Raw genomic sequence first — 22,864 nt, forward strand, 5'->3', positions numbered from 1 at the left:
ATCGTGAGATGTCTCGTCCGTCGGGGTAGATGCGCTGCCGCGGCGATCGAGAGAAGACGAGAGAGGAGCGGCCGATGAAACGACGACATTCGGTGGCACGGCGCTTGATCGCCGCGATCGGGATCGTGCTGGTGGCGGGCCTGGCGGTGATGGTCGCCTGGAGCATGGCCGCCTCGCGCACCATGGCGCGCGACCAGGCCGAGCGCTTCGCCGCTTCGATCAACGAGATGACCATGGCCGGGCTCACGGCGATGATGGTCACCGGCACGGTGGGGCAGCGTGACGTCTTTCTCGACCAGATCCGCAAGCTCACGGCGGTGAGCGGCTTGGAAGTGCTGCGCGGCGAGGCGGTGACGGCACTCTTCGGCAAAGGAGGGCTCGAGAAAGAGCCCGATGCGGTGGAAGCGCAGGTGCTCGCTTCAGGTCAGCCCTACCTGGCGATCGAAGAAAGGGACGGTTCGCGAGCGCTGCGGGCCGTCTATCCGGCCAAGGCGGCCACTGAATATCTCGGCAAGAACTGCATCGCCTGCCATCAGGTGCCGGAGGGGACCGTGCTCGGCGCAGTGAGCATGCGCATCTCGCTCGAGCAGGCCGACTCGGCCACCCGCCATTTCGCCGCCTGGGTGGGGGGGTTTGCCATTCTTCTTGCCGTTGTCGCGGGATCGGTCATCGTCTGGGTGGTGCGCCGTTCGGTGGCGCGTCCGCTCACGCACTTGGTCGCCAGCCTGGAAGAAATCGCCCAGGGAGAAGGCGATCTGACGCGTCGTCTGACGGTGGAGAGCGACGACGAGATCGGTGCGGCTGCGGCTGGTTTCAACCGCATGCTCGAGACGGTGGCCGAGCTCGTGCGTGAAGTGAAACGTACGGCCGCCACGCTCGAAGAGGCGATGGCCGAGATGGTGCATAGCGGCACGGCGGTGCGGGCCGGTGCGAAAACCCAGGGCGAGGTGGTGGCCCGCGTGCGGGACCTGATCGAACGATTGCATGAGGCCGCGTCGAGCGTCGCGCGGGAGATCGCTGCCATCCAAGAAGCCTCCCACGTCAGCCGTGAGCGCACCGAAACGAGCCGCGTCCGACTGGCGGCGCTGGTCGACGCGTTTACTGCGATCGAGCAGGCGCTTACTTCGCTGGTCGACGCCATGGCATCGTTTACCCAATCATCACATGACATTCGCGTCATAACTCAGGAAGTGCGTGAGATTGCCGACCAGACGAACCTCCTTGCTTTGAACGCTGCGATCGAAGCGGCACGCGCAGGTGAGCTGGGGCGCGGTTTTGCAGTGGTGGCCGACGAAGTGCGCAAGCTTGCCGAGAAATCCGGCGTTGCGGCCGGACGCATCGACGAGATCACCGCCGCCGTGGTCGAACGCAGCGACCGTCTCTATGCTGCCTTCGAATCGGGCCAAGAAAAGCTCAAAGAGGTACGCCGCGTTTCGGATGAAGTTACGGCGCGGCTTGCCGAAGCAGGAGAGGCGGTTGCCGACGTTGGGCGACGGCTGGATGCCATCGTCCAGGTCAGCGCCGACGAAGCCCAACTCGCCGATCAAGCCGCGGGTGCCGTCGAGGGGATTGCTCGAGAGAGCCAACGGCTCGACGCCGAAGTCGATGCCATGGCCTCCGCGGTGGCCAAGGTACAGGCTCAGGCGCAGCAGCTCGTCGAGCGGGTGCGTCGATTCCGGGTCGAATGAAGGGGCGGCGTGCCCCTTCTTTTACTCACTGCCGTCGGATGGCGATGAACAAACGCATGCCGTTGCGATCGACCAGGACCGCGAACCGGTTGCCGGCTTTGTTCACCGCCTGACGGAATTCCTCTGGCGTGCGCACCGGCTGCTGGTTCACCGCCAGGATCACGTCACCTGGACGCAAGCCGGCGAGTGCCGCCGCCCCTTCGACACGGGTCACCAGCACGCCGCCTTCTTCCAGACCCCGCTCCTTCGCTTCCTGGGCAGTGATGGCGCGCACGGCGATGCCGGCCGCGATCGGCTCTCCGGCCGATTTCTTGCCGGGGGCTGCTGCGCGTGTGGTTTCTTCGTCCAATTCGGCCAACGTCACGCTCTTCTCCAGGCGCTTCCCTTGGCGCAGGAGCTCGACGCGTACCGCCTCGCCCGGTTTGCGCCGTCCGATGAGGCGCGGCAGGTCGGCGGAATCTTTGACTTTTTGACCATCGACCGCGACGATGACGTCGCCCGCCTGGATGCCGGCCTTGGCTGCCGGCCCGCCTTCCTCGACGTTGGCGACCAGCGCCCCTTCGGGTTTGTCGAGCCCGAAGCTCTTCGCCAGTTCCTCGTCCATGCCCTGGATGACCACGCCGAGTTTGCCGCGCTGTACCCGCCCGTAGGCGATGAGCTGATCCTTCACCTCCTGGGCCACGTCACTGGGGATGGCGAAGGCGATGCCCATGTAGCCGCCGGAGCGCGAATAGATCTGGCTGTTGATGCCGATCACTTCCCCGTCCATGTTGAAGAGCGGTCCGCCCGAATTCCCCGGGTTGATGGCTGCGTCGGTCTGGATGAAGGGAACGTAGGTTTCGTCGGGCAGGCGCCGCGACTTGGCCGAGATGATGCCGGCGGTGACGCTGTGCTCGAAGCCGAAAGGCGAACCCACGGCGATCACCCACTGGCCGACCCGGGCCTTCCCGGGATCACCGAACTTCACCGTGGGCAGACCCTTGGCCTCGATCTTGACCACTGCGATGTCGGTGCGGCGATCGGCGCCGACCACCTTGGCCGGGAATTTGCGACCATCGGTGAGCTGGACCGTGACTTCCGTTCCCTCATCGCCATTGCCCACGACGTGGGCATTGGTGAGGATGTAGCCGTCGGACGAGACGATGAAGCCGGAACCGAGTCCGCGCTGCACCGGCGCTTCGCCCCGTCCGCCCGGCATTTGGGGCAACGGGATGCCGAAGCGGCGGAAGAATTCGAAGAAGGGATCGTTTTCGTCGAAGGGAAAAGGCAGGGCTTCTTCGCTCGAGCGGCTCACCACGGTGATATTGACCACCGTTGGTGTGACCTGCTCGACCAGGTCGGCGAAATCTGGCAAACGCTGCTCGGAGCCGCCGAAGAGCACGGGACGCAAGGCCGGTTCGGCCGCGCCGACTGCGGGCACGACGATGCCCGTTCCCAAGGCAAGGGCGAACGCCAGCGCCGCGCCACGACGGCGCAGGCCGGCAGAGGTAGGATGCCGCGGACTTATTCCCTTCATGGCTACTCCTTCCGTCAAGAAAAAAACCCATTTTACGGGATCGTTCGGGAACAAAAAGCCGGCATCAATGGTAAAAAGATTTGATACACTGGCCGAAGACGGCTGCCGGCAAGAGGAACGCATCATGACGCTCACCGATTTGCGCTATCTCGTCGCGCTCGCGCAGGAGCGGCATTTCGGCCGCGCCGCCGAGCGTTGTCACGTGAGTCAGCCGACGCTCTCCGTGGCGATCAAGAAACTGGAACAGCATCTCGGTGTGTTGCTCTTCGAGCGCAATCCCAACGAAGTCAAACTCACCGAGATCGGGCGTCAGGTGGCCGAGCAGGCCGAACGGGTGCTGCGCGAGGCGCAGCGCGTCGAAGAGATCGCCCAGGCCGGCAAGGATCCCCTCATCGGGCCTTTGCGGCTAGGGGTCATTTTCACCATCGGTCCTTATCTGCTGCCACGGCTCATTCCCCTGGTGCATGAGCTCGCTCCCAAGATGCCGCTCATCATTCACGAGGATTACACCTCGAAGCTCGCCGAGCAGCTCAAGCACGGCGAGATCGACGTCGCCGTCCTCGCCCTGCCCTTCTCCGAGCCGGGGCTCGTCACGCAGCCGGTCTACGATGAGCCTTTTCGCGTCCTCATGCCGTCCGGGCACCCCTGGACGAGCCTGGAGCGTATTCCGGCGGCCAAGCTCGCGGAGGAAAACGTGTTGTTGCTGGGGGCGGGTAATTGCTTCCGTGATCAGGTGCTCCAGGTCTGCCCCGAGTGCCTTCGTCGCTCGCCGCTGCAGGAAGCGCTCGCGGGTAGTTCTCTGGAAACCATCCGTTACATGGTGGCGAGCGGTTTGGGTGTGACCGTGTTGCCCTCGTCGGCCGCCGACGACGCTTCCCGCATGAACCCTCTGCTTGCGGTACGACCTTTCGCCGAGCCTGAACCATACCGCCGGGTGGTATTGGTGTGGCGCGTCACCTATCCGCGCCATGGCGCCATCGACGTGCTGCGCCGCGCCATCTTTGCGGCGCAACTGCCCGGTGTGCGCCCGGTCGGCCCTTCTCCACGGCGCGCCGCGGTCGCCGAGCCGGTCGCCGCCGATTGAAAGCGGCGAAGATGGCGATCGTTACCGTCGATTTGGCAATGCCCCCTTCGTAGGCTATAGTGAGAATCAACAAGGTTTCGTGATCACGCACAGGAGGTAGCAATGAGCACCATCGACATCGGAATCAAAGAAGAAGACCGCAAAAAAATCGCCGACGGGCTCGCCAAGCTCTTGGCCGATTCCTATACACTGTACTTGGCCACGCACAACTTCCATTGGAACGTGACGGGGCCGATGTTCAATACCCTGCACGCGATGTTCGAGCAGCAATACACCGAACTCGCCACGGCGGTCGACGACATCGCCGAACGTATCCGCGCGCTAGGCTATCCTGCACCCGGTACCTACGCCGAATTCGTCAAGCTTACCCGCCTCGAAGAGCCCAAGCCCGGCCTCAAAGCCGAAGACATGATTCGCTATCTCATCAAGGGCCAGGAAGCGGTGGTGCGTACGGCGCGTGAGACGCTGCCCGTGGCGGAAAAGGCCGACGATCAGCCCACGATCGACCTGCTCACCCAGCGCATGCAGATCCACGAAAAGAACGCCTGGATGCTGCGTAGCCTGCTCGAGTGATCCCTCCTTCCGCAGAATGTGCTGCGGTGGCCGGCCGGGAAATCGGTCGGCTTTTTTTGTATGTGTCGTGGATACTGCAGCTGTCCGAAGAAGGGTTCGGCAGAAAAAATGCGCCGGAAGGGAGGATCGAGAAGTGGCGCGCCCGGCAGGAATCGAACCTGCGACCTTTGGCTTCGGAGGCCAACGCTCTATCCCCTGAGCTACGGGCGCGGAAAGACAGGCAGGAATTATCGCACAAAACCTGCCACGTGCGGCTGGTGCGCGCCGCGTCGGTTTGGTCGTGACAGCTTGCCGACAGGTTCGGAGGCGACAATGATTCCTTTGGTGGTTTTGATGGTCTTTGTTCGATGACTCGATGGAGCGTGTCTGTGAAGAAGACGAGTGTTTCCCTCTGGTTGTCGTTGGCCTTGGGATGGTCTGTATTTCTGGCCGTGCCGGCATTGGCGCAGACTCCGGCAGAGCCGAACGGTACGGCCCGTGTCGACGGCGGCGGGACGGTGCACGTCGCCACGGGATTCAATTTCACCGTCTTGCTGAAATCGGACGGTACGCTGTGGGCGGCGGGCGGCAATCACTTCGGTCAGCTCGCCGACGGGTCGACCGAAGATCGGCCGACTTTCGTGCAGATGAAGGATATCGATGGCAATCCCATGACGGGGGTCGTGGCGGTCACGGCCGGCTACAACTTCGCCGTGGCGCTCAAGAACGATGGCACTCTGTGGGCGACGGGGGGCAACCATTATGGTCAGCTCGCCGATGGCACCACCAATGATCGCGCCGGTTTCGTCCGCATGCGTGACGTCGACGGCAAGCCGATGACCGGCGTGGTTGCAGTGAGCTCCGAGCATTCCCTGTCCTACCATACAATCGCTCTGCGCAACGACGGGACCGTATGGGCTGCCGGCTACAATGCCAATGGCCAGCTCGCCGATGGCACCACCACCAATCGTCCGGGTTTCGTGCTGTGCAAGGACGAACGGGGCGCGCCCATGGCCGGGGCGATGGCCCTGGCCGCGGGACACAACTTCACCGTGGTGCTCAAGGAAGACGGAACCCTGTGGGCGAGCGGCGGTAACCGCTACGGTCAGCTCGCCGACGGTTCGAACGAGGATCGGGCCGTGTTCGTGCCCATGAAGGGGGCCGACGGCAAGCCGATGCGGGGCTTGGCGGCGCCATCGCCGGCGAAGGAGCCTTGACGCGTGAAAGGGGAAACGCTCGCCTTGCACCAGCAAGAAGCATCCCCTCGTGGCAAGCAACTGGCGCTCTTGTGCCTGGGCGCGCTGGGGGTGGTCTATGGCGACATCGGCACGAGCCCGCTGTATTCGGTCAAGGAAGTCTTCGCCGGAAACCACCCCGTTCCCGTCGACCGCCTCAATGTGCTCGGCAGCCTGTCGCTCTTCTTTTGGGCGCTGGTGATCGTGGTGGCGGTGAAGTACGTGGTCTTCATCATGCGTGCCGACAACCGTGGCGAGGGTGGCATCATGGCGCTGCTCGCCCTGGCGCTGCGGGGCATGCCGGCCACGGGGCGGGCGCAACCCCTCATCCTGGGACTGGGCATTCTGGGGGCGGCCATGTTCTATGGTGACGGCATGGTGACTCCTGCCATCTCGGTGCTCTCGGCCATCGAAGGTCTGGAGATCGTCGCGCCTTCGCTCGAGCGACTGGTGGTGCCGCTCGCCCTCGTCGTGCTCTTCGCCCTCTTTTATGTCCAGCATCATGGCACGCGCCTCGTCGGGCATGCCTTTGGTCCGGTGATGTTCGTTTGGTTCGTGGTGCTGGCGCTCCTTGGTCTCAATCAGATCCTCGCCGTGCCGGAAGTGCTCGTGGCGATGGATCCCCGCCATGCTTGGCGTTTCCTCGAGCACAATCACGCGTTGGCGCTTGCCGCCGTGGGCAACGTCATGCTCGCGCTCACGGGCGCGGAGGCGCTTTACGCCGACATGGGGCACTTTGGACGCAAGCCCATCCGGCGCAGCTGGTTCCTGTTCGTGCTCCCGGCCCTGGTGCTCAACTATTTCGGTCAGGGTGCGCTGCTGCTGCGCGATGCCCACGCGGCCGAGAACCCCTTCTTTCTCATGGCCCCCGAATGGGCGCTCTACCCCATGCTGGGGCTGGCGACGCTCGCTACCGTCATCGCCTCCCAGTCCGTCATCTCGGGTGCGTACTCCATGACGCGCCAGGCGATCCAGCTGGGTTTCCTGCCGCGCATGGAGGTGCGCCACACTTCGGAACAGGAGGAAGGGCAGATCTATGTGCCGGTACTCAACTGGGCCCTGATGGTCGCAGTGATGCTGCTGGTGCTCGGGTTTCGCTCCTCGAACAACCTCGCGGCGGCCTACGGCCTGGCGGTGATCGGCACTATGCTCATCACGTCGATCCTGGCCATGGTGGTGGCCGCGCGTTTGTGGGGCTGGGGCTGGAAACGGTCGATGGCGCTCTTTTCCTGTTTCCTCTTGGTCGACCTCGTCTTCTTCGTGGCCAACGTGCTGAAAATCCCCGACGGCGGCTGGTTCCCGCTGTGCGTGGGGTTGGTAGTCTTCGTGGTGATGCTCACCTGGAAACAAGGGCGGGAGTTGCTCATCGAGCGCCTCGAGGGCGGACGCATGAGCTTGGCGGGATTCATCGAGTCGCTGAAGGGCGGCATGCCGCTGCGCGTGCCGGGTACGGCGGTCTTCCTCAACGCCCACCCCGACCGGGTGCCACATGCGCTGCTGCACAACCTCATGCACAACAAGATCCTGCACGAGCGCGTGGTGGTGGCAAGCGTCCACTTCGAGGACGTCCCCTACGTGCCGCCCGCCGAGCGGCTCGAAGTAAAAGCCCTGCCGGAAAATTTCTGGCAGGTGATCGTGCGCTACGGATTCATGGACGAACCCGACCTGCCGGCGGCACTCGCCGGCGCCGCCTCCCTGGGACTGGAGTGCGAGCCGCTGGCGACCTCCTGGTTCTTGGGGCGCGAGTCGGTCATTCCCCGCCCCAGCCCCGAGATGCGCCTGTGGCGCAAACGGGTCTTCGTCGCCCTGCACCGCAACGCCGGCAGCGTCACCGCCTTCTTCAAGATTCCGCCCAACCGCGTCGTCGAGCTCGGCACGCAAGTGTTGCTGTAGTCTCGACGCGGCGGGCGGCGGGTGGGCGTCACACCGACGTGCTGACGAGATTGCCGACCGCCGAACTCGCGGTATTGGCGGCGGCGTAACCCAAGCTTTGCTGCAACTTGGTGAGGAATTCCTGCAGCGTGGCTTGCGACGTGCCGGACGCGCTGGATGTGCCCGACGATGTGCCACTGGCTTGTTGCAGGTCGGAGACAACTTTCGAGAACGCCGTCTGCAGGTCGGAAGGAACGTTGCCGCTGCTCACCTGATTGATGAGGGCGGACAGATCCGACGAGAAACGCGCGCCCGGTCCTCCTGCGGCCTGTACCGTGCTGCTGCCGCTCGTCGTCGAGCTCGTGGCCGTGGTATTGCCGGCCGATTTCATCGCCTCGAACAGGGTGTGCATGAGCTGGCGCATATCGTCGCGCAGGCTCGAAGTCTGCGAATCGGTGGTGGCGGTGGCGGCCGATCCACTCCCGGATGTGGTCGTGCTGGTCGTCCCCGTCGCGGGGGTCGTCGTGCTTGATGAGGCGCCGGTCGTTGCCGGAGTTTGCGGTGCAGGAAAATTCAATCCCAGACTCTGGAACGCCTGCATCACGGCCTGGCGCATCATGCCGCCCTCGCCGCGATGGGGCCGCATCGGGGGCAGGGATTCGGCAGCATTGGTCTGCGCCGTCGTCGAAGTGGCGTTCTGCAGCGACGTGAGGGAAGAGAGGTAGGAGGTGGCGGAAACGTTGGCGAGTGTGCTCATGGTCGTGCTCCTGGAATCAGGGGGTGGAACGGGGAGGTTGATATTTGATCTTTCAGCAAATTTCGTACCATCCTTTCGGCACTTCCTGCTTCGGGAGAGTCAGCCGCCCGTTGGGGAGGTTTCGATCATCCTTGCCGTTCCTACGGCAATCTCTGCCGGCAAAAATCAGCGCCAGGGCGGAGGCGGGGGATAGGACGCCGGCGGAGGGGGTGGGGGGTAGGATGCCGGCGGCGTAGCGTAGGTCGCCGGGACGGGCACGGTGACCGTGCGCGCCGGTTCGACACTGAAACCCTGTACCTGGTTGCCTTTGGCGTACATGCACTGTTCGTAGGCGATGTCGTAGCGGCGCTGGGTGATCTCGCTCGTGCGATAGGCCGATTGCGTGCCGGCGGCGCTGCCGGCGAGCACGCCCATGCCGGCCCCCACTGCTGCGCCTTCGCCCCGATTGTGCGGCGGACCGAGCAAGGCCCCCGCGGTGGCGCCCAAAGCGGCCCCGGCCGCGGCACCTGCCACGGCCTGGTCGGTGGTTTGCTGGGGCGAGACGTAGCCGGCGCGTTCGGCGGCGTATTGCCGGCAGACGGCATCGTCTTGGGCGAAGACCTCGAAGGGCTTGCCCGGCGCTGGCATCACGCGGACGTTGGGTCCCGGCGGCGGGGCGGTTACACACCCGGACATCACGCCCATTGTGGCCAGTACGGCGAGCAGACGGCGGTTCATTGCGGGGCTCCAGGGGGCGCGGCCGGCACGGGGCGCCAGCCGCTGGGGCAGCTCGTCACGTAGGGATAATAGGCATGCGCCGAATCACAGTAATACCAGTATTGCTGGGGTTGCGGGGGAGGTGCCGACTGCGGCTGCACGACGATGACTTCTGGCGGAAGGTAGGGGTCGGGGTAAGGATAGATCGGCGCAGGGTAGAAATACCAGATACCGCCGACGACCCACCACCAGCCGAAGCGGCCATCGTGGTGTCCATGCACCCAATGGCCTTGCCGCCAGATGATGATGTCGCGCTCGTGGAAATGATGGATGTCGCCGCGCCACGGGGGATGGGGTGGCGGCCGGTCGGCCCGGGCAGCCGGCAAGGCTGCCGCCAGGCAAGAGGTGAGCAATGCCGCCTTTAATACCTTGTGCCACATGGGAGAACCTCCGTTCCTGGTCACCTGCTTTGCGAGGGACCTTTTGCCGATCATTATGGGGAGGAACGCGAGGGAGTCCACCAACAATTGGTATCGTTACGTTTCCGATTCATTCTGGGCGCAATGTTTCGTTTTATCTGAATGGTCCGCTTGTTTGCTGGCGGCAGGGGAGGCGCTTGCCTTACCCGTGTTTACTCATGCCGCAGCGCCTCGATCGGGTCGAGCCGGGCGGCGCGGCGGGCCGGAAAGAATCCGAAGACGATGCCGATGGCACCGGAAAAGAGTGCAGCGATCAGCACGATGCCGTAATCCGGCGAGAAGGGGAATCCCAGTTTCTGCGCGGCCACGAGCGAGAAGACGAGGGCGAGCGTGATGCCGATGGCCCCGCCCAGCAGCGCGAGTACCACGGCTTCGACCAGGAATTGCAGCATGACGTCGGCGGCGCGTGCGCCGATCGCCAGGCGGATGCCGATCTCGCGCGTACGTTCGGTTACCGACACCAGCATGATGTTCATGATGCCGATGCCGCCTACCAGCAGACTGATGCCGGCCACCGCGCCGAGCAGCACCGTGAGCATGCGCGTGGTGCTGGTGAGCGTGCGCTCGATTTCCTTGGAGTCGATGAGGCGGAAGTTGTCCTCCATGTTGGCCGAGAGGTGCCGGCGTTCGCGCAGCACGAGGCGAATGTCCTCGAGCACGCGCTCGTTGTCCACGCCGTCGGCGAGCGAGAGCTGGATGGAATCCACGTCGGTGGTGCCGGAGATGCGCCGCTGGTAGGTGCGAAGCGGGATGAGCACGATGTCGTCCTGGTCGGTGCCCATGGCGCTCTGTCCCTTGGCATCGAGCAGGCCGATGATCTCGCAGGAGAATTTGTCCACCCGCATGCGCTGGCCGATGGGGTCTTCGTTACCGAAGAGCTCACGCGCCACCGTCTGCCCGACGATGCAGGAGGCCACGCCGGCACGCAGTTCGCTCGGCGTGAACCCGCGCCCCTTGATGATTTCCCAGCGCCGCGCTTCGAGGTATCCCTCGCCCGCCCCGACCACAGTGGTACTCCAGCTCTGGTTGCCGGCCACTACCGTGAGGGTGCGCAGCGACACGGGCGTCGACCAGGCCACGCCGGGCACTTCGCGGGCGATCGCCAGCGCATCCTCTACCTTGAAGGGGACGACGTTTTGCCCCGGGCCGAATCCGCGCGATGGGCGCAGGAAGACGATGTTGCTGCCCAGGGAGGAGATCTGGTCGGAGACCGCCTGGGTGGCGCCGCGCCCGAGCGTGACCATGGCGATCACCGCGCCCACGCCGATGACGATGCCGAGCACGGTGAGGAAGGAGCGCAGGGCGTTCCTGCCCAGCGACCGGATCGCTTCGCGCAGCGCATTGCCCAGCATCAGGCTGCCTCCCCGGTATCCTCGATGCGCTCGATGTGCCCGTCGCGGAAGTGCACCACGCGCTGGGCGTAGGCGGCGATATCCGGTTCGTGCGTCACCATGACGATGGTGAGATGCCGTTCGCGGTTGAAACGGGTGATGAGCGCCATGATCTCGTGGCTGCGGGCGGTGTCCAGATTGCCGGTGGGTTCGTCGGCGAGCAGGACCTTGGGCCGGGCGACGATGGCACGGGCAATCGCCACGCGCTGCTGCTGTCCGCCGGAGAGTTCACTCGGCACGTGATGCTCGCGGCCGGCAAGGCCGACCTGGGCGAGCGCCTCGCGCGCACGCAGGCGCCGTTCGTGGGCCGGTACGCCCTGATAGACGAGGGGCAGTTCGACGTTTTCCTGGGCCGTGACGCGCGGCAGCAGGTGGAATCCCTGGAAGACGAAACCCAGGGTGTGGCGGCGCAGGAGCGCCCGGCCGTCGTTGTCGAGCTCGGTGACTTCGACGTCGCCGAGCCGGTAGCTGCCGCGGGTGGGGGTATCGAGGCATCCGAGGATGTTCATGGTGGTCGATTTGCCCGAGCCGCTGGGTCCCATGAGGGCGACGAATTCGCCCGGCCAGACGTCGAGATCGATGCCGCCCAGCGCGACGACGCGCGCGTCGCCCTGGCCGTAGAGGCGCTCGACGCCGCGCAGCCGGATGAGCGGTAGACCCTGGCGCCGTGGTTCGGTCATGACTTCGAACGCTCCACGGCGGTGATGACCGATGTGCCCGGCTCGAGCTTGCCGGAGCGTACTTCCAGGACTTGGGTGCGCCGTCCGTCCGAAGGGCCCAGCCGGATGCGCACCGGCGCGGGGGTTCCGTCCTCGCCGAGCACCCAGATCGTGGTCTCTTCGCGCGTTTTCTTCTCGGGCGGTGGCGGAGGCGCGGACGGAAAGGGGGGACGGAAGAGGGCGCCCAGCCCGCCACCGCCGCCTGCGGCGACTTTGGGCGGTTCGGGGGGACGATAGCGCAGCGCGGCGTTGGCGATCGTCAGGACGTCTTCGAGGTGCTGGCTGAGGATCTCGGCGGTGGCGGTCATGCCGGGGCGCAGCTTGAGCTCGGGGTTGGCCACCGTGATTTCGGTCTTGTAGGTGACCACGCCATTGACGAGCTCCGAGCCGTAGCGCACGAGTTTCACACGGCCGCTGAAAGGTTGGTCGGGATAGGCGTCTACGGTGAAGCTCACGCTCTGCCCCTCGCGCACCTTGCCCACGTCGGCTTCATCGACGTCGGCGAGCAGTTTCATCTGGGTGAGGTCTTCGGCCAGGGTGAAGAGCACGGGCGTTTGCAGCGAGGCGGCGATCGTCTGCCCGGGGTCGATGCTGCGCTTGAGCACCACCCCGCCGATGGGGCTGCGGATGACGGATTTGTCGAGATCGGTGAGGATGGAGGTGAGCTGCGCCTCGTAGGACTTGATCTCGGCTTGAGCTTGCCGTAGTGCCGCTTCGGCGCGGGTGACGTCGGCTTGGGCCGTGTCGAGATCCTGCGGGGCCACGGCTTGGCCGGCGCTGAGTTTACCGGCGTGCTGCAGCCGCTGCAGCTTGGCCCGGGCTTCCATCAGGGTGGCCTGCAGTTGCGGCAGCTTGGCGCGCGCCAGGGCGAGATTGGCTTCGGCCTGCACGCGCTGCGCCTCGAGCTTGCGCGTGTCGAGCCGGGCAAGCACTTGCCCGACCTTGACCGGATCGTTGAAATCGACGTAGACCTCGCGGATCGTGCCGGAGATCTCGGCGCCGACGTCGACCTGGTTGGTCGGGCTGAGATTGCCGGTGGCGGTGACGGTGATCGACAGGTCCCCGCGCTGGGCGGTGTCGGTGAGGTAGCGTACGCTGGCCGGTTCCCCGCCGCGCTTGCCGACGAACCACAGGCCGGCGGCCAGGAGCAGGACGAGGAGCCCGCTGGTGAGGAGGATCCGGCGTCGACGGCGCAGGCGCGCGAGCTCGGCGCGCAGCTGCGAGGTGTCGAGCACGGCGTCGGAGGAAGTCGGGGTGGTTTCGTTCATCGGGCATTTTCCTGCAGAGGCATTTCACCCGGCCAGCCGCCGCCGAGCGCCTTGTAGAGACGGACGCGGTCGCCGGCATTTTGTCCTTGCTGCGCGACGAACGCGTCGGTGGCCGAGAGCCAGGTGCGCTGCGTGTCGATGAGGACGGTATAGTCGGTCAGGCCGGAGCGGTATTGCGCGAGCGCCAGCTCCACGCTCGCGCGGGCGCTGTCGGCGGCCTGACGCAGGTCGTCCAGCCGCTGGTCGTCTTCTTGGAGCGTGAGGAGGGCGTTCTCCACCTCACCCAAGGCGGTGAGCACGCTCTTGCGGTAGGCGGCGAAACTTTGCATGAGCTGCGCTTCGCTCGCCTCCAGCTGTGCCGACAGTTTGCCGCCATCGAAGAGGGTGGCGAACGGCGCGAACGCGAGGCTCCAGGTACGGGCGCTTGCCTGCCACAGATCGCCGGCGGTGAGCGCGGTGAGGCCAAGGCTGCCGCTCAGGGGAAAGCTCGGGTAGCGGGCAGCGTCGGCCACGTCGCGCTGTGCGGCGGCGGCGGCGAGCTGCGCCTCGCTGCGGCGCACGTCGGGGCGGCGGCGCAGCACGTCGGCGGGAATGCCGGCGGCAGGTAGCGGCGGCAGGTGCGTCACCCAGGGGGCGAGGTAGGCGAGTTCCGGCGGCTCGGCTCCGGTGGCGGCGAGCGGTGGTCCTGGCGGCTGGTCGCGCGTGAGCCGCTCATGCCAGTACCCCGGGGCTTCTCCGGCGAGCAGCGCGAGCGCATTCAGCGCACTTTCCCGGCTCTGGGCGAGCGCTGCCCGTTGCGCCCGAGTCTGCGCGAGCAGCGTCTGCGCTTGGCGTACGTCCAGCTCGCTCACCAGACCCGCAGTGGCCTTGGCTTGGGCGAGTGCCAGGCTGCGCTCGAGCACCACGAGCTGCGCCTCGAGCAAGGTGAGGCGCGCCTGTGCCGTGCGCGCATCGAACCAGGATTGTGCCGCCTCCGCCGTGGCGCTCACCAGCACGTCGGCCAAGTCATAGGCGGCTGCCGTTTGCTGGGATTCGGCCGCACGCAAGGCTGCCTGCCGTCCGCCGAAGACGTCGAGCTCCCATTGCGCGTCGAACCCGACCTGGAACTGGTTTTGCGTGAGACCAAAACCGGTCTCGGCACTGGTGCGATTGCGCGTGGCGCTGGCACTGCCGGTGACGGTGGGGCCGAGATCGGCGGCGGCCGCGCGCCGCTGGGCCCGCGCCTGGGCCAGCCGCGCCAGCGCCGCCTCCAGGTCGAGGTTGTCGCGGCGCACCTTGGCGACGATCTCCCCGAGCACGGGGTCGGCAAAGCCGTCCCACCAGCGCGTCAGGTCGGCCGCCGGCGCCGGCATGCCGTTGCGGAACGCCGGAGGCGCCGGCGGGGCCTGCGGCGGCACGGTGACGCTGGCACAGGCCGCGCACGAGCCCGCGATCAGCAAGGCGGCAAGGGTGCGGAAAGGAGTACGAAACGCCATCGTCGGCCGGGACTCCGGTTTTCTGGACAAGGGAACGGCCCGGAGCGCGATTGTACGCGCTGCGTGGCGCCCCAGGCAGGGCGTGATACGATTCGTTGAGCGCTGCAGCGCGAAGTTCCCTGCAAGGAGGCAGCAATGAAATTCATCCGTTTCGGTGCGCCGGGCAAGGAACGCCCCGGCTTGGTCGACCCCGCGGGCGGTCTGCGCGACCTCTCGGCCCATGTGCGCGACATCGACGGGACGCTCCTTGCCGACGAGGCGGCGCTCGCGGCCTTGCGTGCGCTCGATCCGTTCTCGTTGCCGCCGGTAGCGTCCGACGTTCGTCTCGGGCCGCCGGTAGCCGGTGTTGGCAATTTCTATGCCATCGGGCTCAATTTCCGCGACCACGCGCAGGAGGCGAATCTGCCCATCCCGAGCGAACCGGTCGTCTTCATGAAAGCCACGAGCTGTATCTGCGGTCCGAACGATCCGCTCCTGTGCCCACCCCGGGCGCAGAAACTCGACTGGGAGGCGGAACTGGGGGTGGTCATCGGTCGGCGGGCCAAGCGCGTCTCGCCGGGCGAGGCGCGGGCCTGCATCGCCGGCTATTGCACCGTCCTCGACGGCTCGGAGCGCGATTTTCAGATGAACCGCGGGGGGCTGTGGATCAAGGGTAAGAGCTACGAGTCCTTCGGTCCGCTGGGCCCCTGGCTCGTCACCGCCGACGAAGTGCCCGATCCCCAATCCCTCGCCATCCGCCTCGAGGTGAACGGCGAGCGCATGCAGGACGGCACCACCGCCGAGATGATCTTCGACGTGCTCACCCTCGTGAGCCACCTGTCCGAATTCATGACGCTTTTGCCGGGGGATGTGATCGCCACCGGCACGCCCGCCGGGGTCGGACTGGGTCAGAATCCGCCGCGTTTCCTGCGTCCCGGAGATGAAGTGACGCTGGAAGTCGGTGGCTTGGGGCGGCAGTGCCACCGCGTGGTGGCCGATCGCGCGGAGGGATGAAGACCCTGCGTGGATGGCACCGCCAGCTGTTCGTCATGGTGGCCTTTCTTGCCTGCGTGGCCCAGGCGCAGGAAGGGCCGCGGCGCATCGTCTCGGTGAATCTGTGCGCCGACCAGCTGCTGCTGCGGCTCGCCCCCGAGCGCGTCATCGCCATCACGACGCTGTCGCGCCGCGGCGACCTGGCGCCAGACCCCTCGCTGGGGGCCGACAAACCGGCGATCCGCGGTTCGGCCGAAGAGATCCTCGCACTGCAACCGGATCTGGTCGTCTTCGGACCGTTCTCGGCCGCGGCCACGCGCTCGCTCCTCGAACGGCTGGGCCTTCCCGTCCATACGCTACCTTACGTCGAATCGCTGGATGCGCTGCGGGAGGCGATCCGTACCCTCGGCCAGTTGGTGCACGAGCCGGAACGCGCCGCGGCCCTGGAAACACGGCTCGATGCGCTCGCACACCCCTTTGGCGCGGAGGGCGAGACGCCGGTCATCCTCTATTATCTCCAGGGCGGCTACAGCGCCGGGCGAGGCACCTGGGTGGGTGAGCTCATCGAACGCAGCGGCGGCATCAATGCGGCCGCCCGGGCGGGGCTCACCGGTTATGGCGATCTGCCGCTCGAGCGGGCATTGGCCGCCCGCCCGACGCGCTGGTGGCGTACCGCCTATCAAAACGACACCCCGACCTTGGGCGAGCGCCTGCTGGCGCACCCGGCCCTGCGGCGGCAGGCCGGCGAACCGCGCTGGCTGCCGAGCTGGGCGATCACCTGCGCCGGACCCTGGTCGTTCAAAGCGCTGGAGCGACTGCGATGAGGGAAGTGCTACTCGCACCGACGCTGATCCTGTTGGTGGGCTTGCTCGTGCTCGCTTCGCTCACGCTGGGCTATCTGGAGCTCTCGCCGCTTGCCTGGTGGCGGGGCGTCTGGGCGGGGGATCCTCTCCTGCGCCTGGTCCTGGTGGAGATCAGGCTGCCGCGCACCCTACTCGCGCTCGCCGTCGGGGCGGCGCTGGGGGTAGCCGGAGCGGCCTTGCAGAGCCTGCTGCGCAACCCCCTCGCCGAACCGGCGCTGGTCGGGGCCACCGGCGGGGCCTCGTTGGGCGCGGTGATGGCGCTCTACTGGGGGTGGGCCAGTGCCTGGTCGCTGGCGTTGCCGCTGGCGGGTTTCGCCGGGGCGGCCCTCGTCACGGCGCTGGTCTTGCTGCTCGCCCTGCGCGGCACGTCCACCGTGGGCCTCATCCTCGCCGGCGTGGCTGCCTCCAGCCTGAGTACGGCGCTCGTCTCGCTCATTCTCAACGCGTCGCCCAACCCGCACGCGACGATGGAGATCGTGCACTGGCTGCTGGGGTCGGTCGCCGATCGCAGCCTGCAGGACGTGGCGCTGGTACTGCCGCCGATCGCGCTGGGGCTGGCGTTGCTGCTGCGCCAGGGCACGGCGCTGCGCCGCCTGGTGCTCGACGAAGAGGCCGCCGCGAGCCTGGGCGTATCGCTGCCGCGGCTGCGCCTTGCCGTGCTCGTGGGCGCGGCGCTGGCGGTAGGGGCGGCCACGGCCATTGCCGGCTCCATCGGTTTCGTCGGCCTGGTGGCGCCGCACCTCGTGCGTCCGCTCGTGCGCCACGATCCGGCACGCACGCTGTGGGCGGCGATGGGGGCGGGCGCGGCGTTGCTGCTCGCCGCCGATCTGGCAGTGCGCCTGCTCAATCCCCACGGCGCGGAGCTCAAGCTGGGCGTGCTCACGGCCCTCGTCGGGGCGCCCTTCTTCCTGTGGCGGGTACTCGCGGTGCGCGCGCCATGAGCCTGGCCCTGGAATTCTCCGGCGTCGGCTTGCGACTGGGCGGACGGGCCGTGCTCCGCGGCATCGACTGGCGGGGCGAGGCAGGCCGCCTCGTCGGCCTGGTGGGTCCCAACGGGGCGGGCAAATCGATGTGGCTGCGGGTAGCCGCCGGTGTGCTCTCGCCACAGCAGGGGGAGGTGCGTTGGTGGGACGAGCCGCTCGCGCGCGTTCCGCGCACGCGTTGGCCCTCGCTGATCGCCTATTGCCCGCAGCGCTTTTCCCTCCATCTGCCGCTGCGCGCCCTCGATTGCGTCGCTCTGGGTTTGCCCGCCGGCCGGATTCGTACGCCGCTCGAGCGGGAGCGCTGCCTGGCGGCGCTCGAAAAAGTCGATGCCGCGGATCTGGCCGAGCGCCCCGTCACCGAACTCTCGGGAGGGCAGCAGCAACGCGTGGCGCTCGCCCGGGCATTCGCCCAGGAGGCGACGATGCTGCTCGCCGACGAGCCGCTCGCCGCGCTCGATCCGCGCCACGCGCTGGAGACGCTGGCGTTGCTGCGACGCGAGGCGCACGAGGCCGGACGGCTGGTGGTCGTCGCCCTGCATGAACTCACGCTCGCGGCGCGTTTTTGCGACGAAGTGCTGCTGCTGCACGAGGGGCGCTGCCTCGCGGCGGGCGCCCCTTTGGACGTGCTCGACGAGGCGCGGCTGCGGGAGGTCTATGGCCTGCGGGCACGGCGCCTGGAAGTGGAGGGCGAGACGGTGCTGCTTCCTTGGGCGCCGGCCGATCATCCCTAGCGGCGACGCATCTGCAGAGCCATTTCCCGCAGGCGGGCGATGCGCTCTTCGGTCGGGGGGTGCGTCGAGAAGAGCCCTTGCAGCCAGCCACCCGAGAGTGGGTTCATGATCATCATCTGCGCCGTTTCCGGATGCGCCTCGGCCGTGGGCATGGGAATCTGATGGGCGTACGCTTCGATCTTGGCTAGCGCTGAGGCGAGCGCCTCGGGGTCGCCGCAGATCTCGGCTCCGCCTGCGTCGGCGCCGAATTCGCGCGTGCGCGAGATCGCCAGCTGGATGATCACCGCCGCGATCGGTGCGAGGATCATCACCAGGATGGCGAGCACCGGATTGACCGGCCGCCCCTCTTCGTCGCGACCGCCGAAGAGCATGCCGAAATTGGCGAGCATGGAAATGGCACCGGCCACCGTCGCCGTCATGGTCGAGATGAGGATGTCGCGATGCTTGATGTGGGCGAGCTCGTGGGCGAGCACGCCGCGCAGCTCACGTTCGCTCAGCAGCTCGATGATGCCTGTGGTCGCCGCCACGGCCGCGTGTTCGGGGTTGCGCCCCGTGGCGAAGGCGTTGGGCTGCGCCTCGTGGATGATATAGACTTTGGGCATGGGCAGCCCAGCGCGCTGGGCCAGTTCCCGGACGATGCCGTAGAGGTAGGGCGAGGAGGTCTCGTCGACCTCCTGCGCGTGGTACATCGCCAGCACCATCTTGTCGGAGAACCAATACGCCCAGAAGTTGGTGAGCGCGCCGAATCCCAGCGCCATCATCATGCCATGGCGCCCACCCAGCACCATCCCCACGGCGCCGAAGAGCGCCATGATCGCCGCCATCAAGAGCGTCGTCTTCAGCCAGTTGCCATACATCGTCAATCTCCCCCGGTCAGGAAACGTTCGCCAACAGAGATCGGGAAACCGCGCAAAAATTCCGCCGCGGGCAGGCGCTTGCCGCCGGGGCGCTGCAGTTCGGTGAGCCGCAGACTCCCCTCGCCGGCCTGCACCGTGATTCCTTCAGGGCCGACGGCAGTCACCGTTCCCGGCGGCTCGGCAGTTCCTCCCTCGAGCACTTGGCCGCGCCAGAGTTTGAGCGGCACGCCGCGCAGCAGCGACTGCGCCCCCGGATGGGGATCGAAGGCGCGCAGCCGCCGCTCGATCACGCTGGCCGGCTGCGACCAATCGACCCAGCGCTCCTGCGGCGTGATCTTGGCGGCGTAGGTGGCGCCTTCTGCCGGCTGCGCTCGAGCCTGGGCGAGATATCGCGGCAGCTCGGGCAAGACCCGCAGCAACAATTCGGCACCCAACGCCGCGAGCCGATCGTGCAGCGAACCGGCCGACTCTTTGGCGGCGATGGGGGTTGCCACGCTCGCCACCATGGGGCCGGTATCCAGCCCCTCGTCCATCTGCATGAGCGTGACCCCCGTCTCGGCATCGCCCGCCTCGATCGCCCGGACGATGGGGGCGGCTCCCCGCCAGCGCGGCAGGAGCGAGGCGTGGATGTTGAGGCAGCCCCAGCGCGGCCAATGCAATACTTCGGGCGGCAGGATCAGGCCGTAGGCTGCCACCACCAGCACGTCGGGTGCGGGTAGTGCCAGCAGTTCACGGCGATCCTCTTCGCTCTTGAGCCGCGCCGGCTGCAGCACAGGAATGCCGGCTTCCTGCGCCACCCGTTTCACCGGGCTCGGGCTGAGTTTCATACCGCGCCCGGCCGGCCGGTCGGGCTGAGTGAGCACGAAAGGCACCTCCCAGCCGGCCGCGAGCAGCGCGCGCAGCGCGATCGCCGCGAATTCGGGCGTCCCGGCGAAAGCCACGCGGCGCACTTCCTCTGCGGTCATCAGGCCGTCATCCGTGCGCGCTTGACGAGTTTAGCCTTGATGCGCGATTGTTTGAGCGGCGAGAGATACTCGACGAACACCTTGCCGTCGAGGTGGTCGATCTCGTGCTGGATGCACACGGCGAGCAAGTCTTCGGCCTCGAATTCGAGTTGCTCGCCTTGCAGGTTCAAGGCCCGCACCTTGACGCGCTCGGCCCGCGTGACCTTGTCGTAGATGCCCGGTACCGACAGACAACCCTCTTCGCTCACGCACTGGCCGTCTTTTTCCAGGATCTCGGGGTTGATGAGCACCATCAGCCCGGAACGGTCCTCGCTCACGTCGATGACGATCACGCGTTTGTGCACGTCGACCTGCGTGGCGGCCAAACCGATTCCCGGAGCGGCATACATCGTCTCGGCCATGTCGGCGGCGAGCCGCCGGATCGACTCGTCGACCACCGTGACCGGCTCGGCGCGCTTCTTCAGCCGCGGATCGGGATAATGCAGTATGGGAAGTAACGACATATTTTCCTCGTCTCTCGTTGCCAATCGCCAATGCGTCGCGTAGAATGCCAACATCTTCTGCCCCGGCAGTGAGACAGGATCGCCCACCCCCGGTTCCGACAACCCTGTGAGGTTTCTCGCCATGAAGCGGATGATTCGCATTATAGGCACGATCGCCCTGGTCTGGATCGGTGCGCTCTCGCTCGCACACGCCGGTGTGGAACCCCAGGCCATCGCTGCCGATGCGCCCGACACTTATACCGTGCGCAAAGGTGATACGCTCTGGGGCATCGCCAAGCATTTCTTGCGAGACCCTTGGCGCTGGCCCGATCTGTGGCAGATGAACCGGGCTCAGATCCGCAATCCTCATCTCATCTATCCCGGCCAGATCCTGGTGTTCGATCGTGCTGCCGGGGTACTGCGTACCGCCCGGCCCGTGGGGCCGATCGACGAGAAACTCTCGCCGCAGGTTCGCCACGAACCCATCCAGGAGGCCATCCCTTCCATCCCACTCGCGGCCATCGAACCCTTCCTCGTGCGTCCGCTGGTGATCGATCAGAAAACGCTGGAGAATTCCGGCCGCATCATCGGCCTGGAAGAAGGTCGCTGGATCGCCGGTGCGGGTGATGCGGCCTTTGCCGTCGGCGTGCCCGAGGATGCCCGGCTGGTGCAGCTCTTCCGCCCCACCGAGCCGCTCTATGCCCGCGATGGCAAGACGCTCATCGGCTATGAAGCGCGCGATCTCGGCACCGCGCTCGTCGAGCCCAACGACGACCCCCGTCTCGGCACCGTGCTGCGCCTGAAGCAGACGAACGAAGAAGTCCGCGCCGGCGACGCCCTCATCGCCTCGCAAAAAGAAATGCTGGTCAATTTCGTGCCCCATGCGCCGGACGACGGGGTCGACGCGCGCATCGTTCGCCTCTATCGCAGCTCGCTCGAAGCCGGCCGGCTCGACGTCGTCCTGCTCGACCAGGGCGAACAGCAGGGCTTGGAGCCCGGCCACGTGCTCGCGTTGTGGCGCATTCGGCCTCCGGTGACCGATGAAGAGCGCGACACCAAGGTCTTCCTGCCCGAAGAGCGCTATGGCGTGGCTTTCGTCTTCCGCGTCTTCGAGCGCATGTCCTACGCCCTCGTGATGGAGACCGAGAAACCGGTCCGCGTCGGGGATGCCGCCCGTACGCCCTGACAATCGGGAAGAAGCGAGGAGCTGGCTCGACTTCACGTCGCGCCGGCTCTCGCCGTCCGTCCAGCGCAAACTCCTGGCGCGCTTTGGTTCGCCGGAAGCGGTGCTCGCCCAGCCGCTTTCCACGGTGCGCGCCGAGTTCGGCGCCGAAGTCGCCCAGGCGCTCGCCACCGCGCCGCCCTCCGGGGCGATCGAAACGGCGCTCGCCTGGCTCGATGATCCGCGTCATCACCTCCTCACCCTCGCTGATGCGGTTTATCCCCAAAATCTGCTCGCGCTCGCCGACGCCCCACTCGTGCTCTACGTCGTCGGCGACCCGGAAACGCTCACCTTGCCCGCGGTGGCGATCGTCGGCGCCCGGCACGCCACGCCCGGCGGGCTGGAGAATGCCCGCGCCTTTGCCCGGACGCTCGCTGAACTCGGCCTCGTCGTGGTGAGCGGCCTCGCCTTGGGAGTGGACGCCGCCGCCCACGAAGGCGCGCTCGAGGCCGAGGACGGCAGGACGGTGGCCGTCATCGGTACCGGCGCCGATCGCGTCTATCCGGCCAAGCACCGCGCGCTCGCGCACCGCATCGCCGGGCGTGGCGCGATCGTGAGCGAATTTCCGCTGGGCACCGCCGCCCAGCCCTATCATTTTCCGCGGCGCAACCGCCTCATCGCCGCGCTCGCCCGCGGCACGCTGGTGGTGGAGGCGGCGCCGGACAGCGGCTCGCTCATCACGGCGCGCCTTGCCGCCGAACTCGGGCGCGACGTCTTCGCCATTCCCGGTTCGATCCACAATCCGCTCGCGCGCGGCTGCCACCGCCTCATTCGCGAAGGCGCAAAGCTCGTGGAGCGCGTCGACGACCTCCTCGAAGAATGGCCCGACTTGGTCCCCTCCGGCACCACCACACGGCCATCGCCTACCCCGCTGCCTGCCGCCGCGGACGACCCGCTGCTCGCTGCCCTGGGGCACGATCCGGTCGATTTCGACACCCTGATGCAACGCACGGGCTTGACGAGCGAGGCACTCTCGGCCATGCTGTTGCCGCTGGAACTCGACGGCGCCGTCGTGCGCCTGCCGGGCGGCCGCTATCAACGCACCCGCTGAAGGAAT

Annotated in this window: 22 protein-coding genes and 1 tRNA gene; 11 read left to right on the forward strand and 12 right to left on the reverse strand. The window is 66.8% G+C overall.

All coding sequences use genetic code 11. The features are described from left to right. Window positions 1–74: 74 nt before the first annotated feature. Complete coding sequence (locus H607_RS0109725) at window positions 75–1,688, forward strand: methyl-accepting chemotaxis protein (RefSeq protein WP_028875275.1); 1,614 nt, start codon at window positions 75–77, stop codon at window positions 1,686–1,688. 25 nt (window positions 1,689–1,713) lie between these two features. Here the strand turns inward: H607_RS0109725 and H607_RS0109730 are convergent, their stop codons facing one another. Continuing rightward, a complete protein-coding gene (locus tag H607_RS0109730; RefSeq protein ID WP_211218536.1) occupies window positions 1,714–3,204 on the reverse strand; it encodes a DegQ family serine endoprotease in 1,491 nt (496 codons plus the stop codon). A 124-nt stretch (window positions 3,205–3,328) separates the two neighbouring features. Here H607_RS0109730 and H607_RS0109735 point away from each other — a divergent pair, with 124 nt between their 5' ends. After that, window positions 3,329–4,288 carry a hydrogen peroxide-inducible genes activator gene (locus H607_RS0109735; RefSeq protein WP_028875277.1) on the forward strand — a complete coding sequence of 320 codons (960 nt, stop codon included), beginning with the start codon at window positions 3,329–3,331 and terminating at the stop codon, window positions 4,286–4,288. A gap of 102 nt (window positions 4,289–4,390) precedes the next feature. Continuing rightward, window positions 4,391–4,861, forward strand: coding sequence for a Dps family protein (locus H607_RS0109740; protein WP_028875278.1), 471 nt, complete (start codon window positions 4,391–4,393; stop codon window positions 4,859–4,861). 134 nt (window positions 4,862–4,995) lie between these two features. On the opposite strand, the gene H607_RS0109745 is transcribed toward H607_RS0109740, so the two are convergent. Further along, a tRNA-Arg gene (locus tag H607_RS0109745) sits at window positions 4,996–5,071 on the reverse strand. Window positions 5,072–5,229: 158 nt separating this feature from the next. Here H607_RS0109745 and H607_RS12570 point away from each other — a divergent pair. Next, window positions 5,230–6,057, forward strand: coding sequence for an RCC1 domain-containing protein (locus tag H607_RS12570; RefSeq protein WP_028875279.1), 828 nt, complete (start codon window positions 5,230–5,232; stop codon window positions 6,055–6,057). A gap of 3 nt (window positions 6,058–6,060) precedes the next feature. Then, window positions 6,061–7,968, forward strand: a complete 1,908-nt coding sequence (locus H607_RS0109755; protein WP_211218537.1) for a potassium transporter Kup — start codon at window positions 6,061–6,063, stop codon at window positions 7,966–7,968. Window positions 7,969–7,996: 28 nt separating this feature from the next. On the opposite strand, the gene H607_RS0109760 is transcribed toward H607_RS0109755, so the two are convergent. The 7 genes from H607_RS0109760 to H607_RS13395 form a co-directional block, all read right to left on the reverse strand. Continuing rightward, on the reverse strand, window positions 7,997–8,704 hold the full coding sequence (locus tag H607_RS0109760) for a hypothetical protein (protein WP_028875281.1): 708 nt from the start codon (window positions 8,702–8,704) through the stop codon (window positions 7,997–7,999). Between the two features lie 165 nt (window positions 8,705–8,869). After that, window positions 8,870–9,421: a YMGG-like glycine zipper-containing protein gene (locus H607_RS0109765; RefSeq protein ID WP_028875282.1), complete on the reverse strand. Its 552-nt coding sequence runs from the start codon at window positions 9,419–9,421 to the stop codon at window positions 8,870–8,872. Then, a complete protein-coding gene (locus tag H607_RS0109770; RefSeq protein WP_051240814.1) occupies window positions 9,418–9,840 on the reverse strand; it encodes a hypothetical protein in 423 nt (140 codons plus the stop codon). Before H607_RS0109770 ends, H607_RS0109765 begins: the two co-directional genes overlap by 4 nt. A gap of 191 nt (window positions 9,841–10,031) precedes the next feature. Continuing rightward, on the reverse strand, window positions 10,032–11,231 hold the full coding sequence (locus H607_RS0109775; protein WP_028875284.1) for an ABC transporter permease: 1,200 nt from the start codon (window positions 11,229–11,231) through the stop codon (window positions 10,032–10,034). Continuing rightward, window positions 11,231–11,950, reverse strand: a complete 720-nt coding sequence (locus tag H607_RS0109780; RefSeq protein ID WP_028875285.1) for an ABC transporter ATP-binding protein — start codon at window positions 11,948–11,950, stop codon at window positions 11,231–11,233. Before H607_RS0109780 ends, H607_RS0109775 begins: the two co-directional genes overlap by 1 nt. Beyond that, window positions 11,947–13,257, reverse strand: a complete 1,311-nt coding sequence (locus tag H607_RS0109785) for an efflux RND transporter periplasmic adaptor subunit (RefSeq protein ID WP_028875286.1) — start codon at window positions 13,255–13,257, stop codon at window positions 11,947–11,949. The genes H607_RS0109780 and H607_RS0109785 overlap by 4 nt, the downstream gene beginning before the upstream one ends. After that, window positions 13,254–14,732 carry an efflux transporter outer membrane subunit gene (locus H607_RS13395; RefSeq protein ID WP_051240815.1) on the reverse strand — a complete coding sequence of 493 codons (1,479 nt, stop codon included), beginning with the start codon at window positions 14,730–14,732 and terminating at the stop codon, window positions 13,254–13,256. The genes H607_RS0109785 and H607_RS13395 overlap by 4 nt, the downstream gene beginning before the upstream one ends. A gap of 135 nt (window positions 14,733–14,867) precedes the next feature. Between H607_RS13395 and H607_RS13400 the strand changes: the two genes are divergently transcribed. Genes H607_RS13400 through H607_RS0109810 form a run of 4 tightly spaced genes read left to right on the forward strand, consistent with a single transcriptional unit; the run spans window position 14,868 to window position 18,281 of the window. Then, a complete protein-coding gene (locus H607_RS13400; RefSeq protein ID WP_028875287.1) occupies window positions 14,868–15,725 on the forward strand; it encodes a fumarylacetoacetate hydrolase family protein in 858 nt (285 codons plus the stop codon). Next, window positions 15,722–16,528, forward strand: a complete 807-nt coding sequence (locus H607_RS12970; protein ID WP_051240816.1) for an ABC transporter substrate-binding protein — start codon at window positions 15,722–15,724, stop codon at window positions 16,526–16,528. The genes H607_RS13400 and H607_RS12970 overlap by 4 nt, the downstream gene beginning before the upstream one ends. Continuing rightward, window positions 16,525–17,508, forward strand: coding sequence for a FecCD family ABC transporter permease (locus H607_RS0109805; RefSeq protein WP_028875288.1), 984 nt, complete (start codon window positions 16,525–16,527; stop codon window positions 17,506–17,508). The genes H607_RS12970 and H607_RS0109805 overlap by 4 nt, the downstream gene beginning before the upstream one ends. Further along, complete coding sequence (locus tag H607_RS0109810; protein ID WP_028875289.1) at window positions 17,505–18,281, forward strand: ABC transporter ATP-binding protein; 777 nt, start codon at window positions 17,505–17,507, stop codon at window positions 18,279–18,281. Before H607_RS0109805 ends, H607_RS0109810 begins: the two co-directional genes overlap by 4 nt. Here the strand turns inward: H607_RS0109810 and htpX are convergent. The 3 genes from htpX to def are packed head-to-tail and all read right to left on the reverse strand — an operon-like array spanning window position 18,278 to window position 20,606. Beyond that, entirely contained in the window at window positions 18,278–19,138 is an 861-nt protein-coding gene (gene htpX / locus H607_RS0109815) for a zinc metalloprotease HtpX (protein WP_028875290.1), read from the reverse strand. The genes H607_RS0109810 and htpX overlap by 4 nt on opposite strands. A 2-nt stretch (window positions 19,139–19,140) precedes the next feature. Continuing rightward, window positions 19,141–20,103 (reverse strand): methionyl-tRNA formyltransferase, encoded by a 963-nt coding sequence (gene fmt, locus H607_RS0109820; RefSeq protein WP_028875291.1) that lies wholly within the window; start codon window positions 20,101–20,103, stop codon window positions 19,141–19,143. Further along, window positions 20,103–20,606, reverse strand: coding sequence for a peptide deformylase (def, locus tag H607_RS0109825; RefSeq protein WP_028875292.1), 504 nt, complete (start codon window positions 20,604–20,606; stop codon window positions 20,103–20,105). The genes fmt and def overlap by 1 nt, the downstream gene beginning before the upstream one ends. A gap of 130 nt (window positions 20,607–20,736) precedes the next feature. Here def and H607_RS0109830 point away from each other — a divergent pair, with 130 nt between their 5' ends. Together H607_RS0109830 and dprA are read left to right on the forward strand one after the other, a co-directional pair. Then, a complete protein-coding gene (locus tag H607_RS0109830) occupies window positions 20,737–21,771 on the forward strand; it encodes a LysM peptidoglycan-binding domain-containing protein (protein WP_028875293.1) in 1,035 nt (344 codons plus the stop codon). After that, window positions 21,752–22,858, forward strand: a complete 1,107-nt coding sequence (dprA, locus tag H607_RS0109835; RefSeq protein ID WP_028875294.1) for a DNA-processing protein DprA — start codon at window positions 21,752–21,754, stop codon at window positions 22,856–22,858. The genes H607_RS0109830 and dprA overlap by 20 nt, the downstream gene beginning before the upstream one ends. Window positions 22,859–22,864 lie beyond the last annotated feature (6 nt).

The organism is Tepidiphilus margaritifer DSM 15129 (genome assembly GCF_000425565.1).
In the GTDB taxonomy this organism is placed as follows: Bacteria; Pseudomonadota; Gammaproteobacteria; order Burkholderiales; family Rhodocyclaceae; genus Tepidiphilus; species Tepidiphilus margaritifer.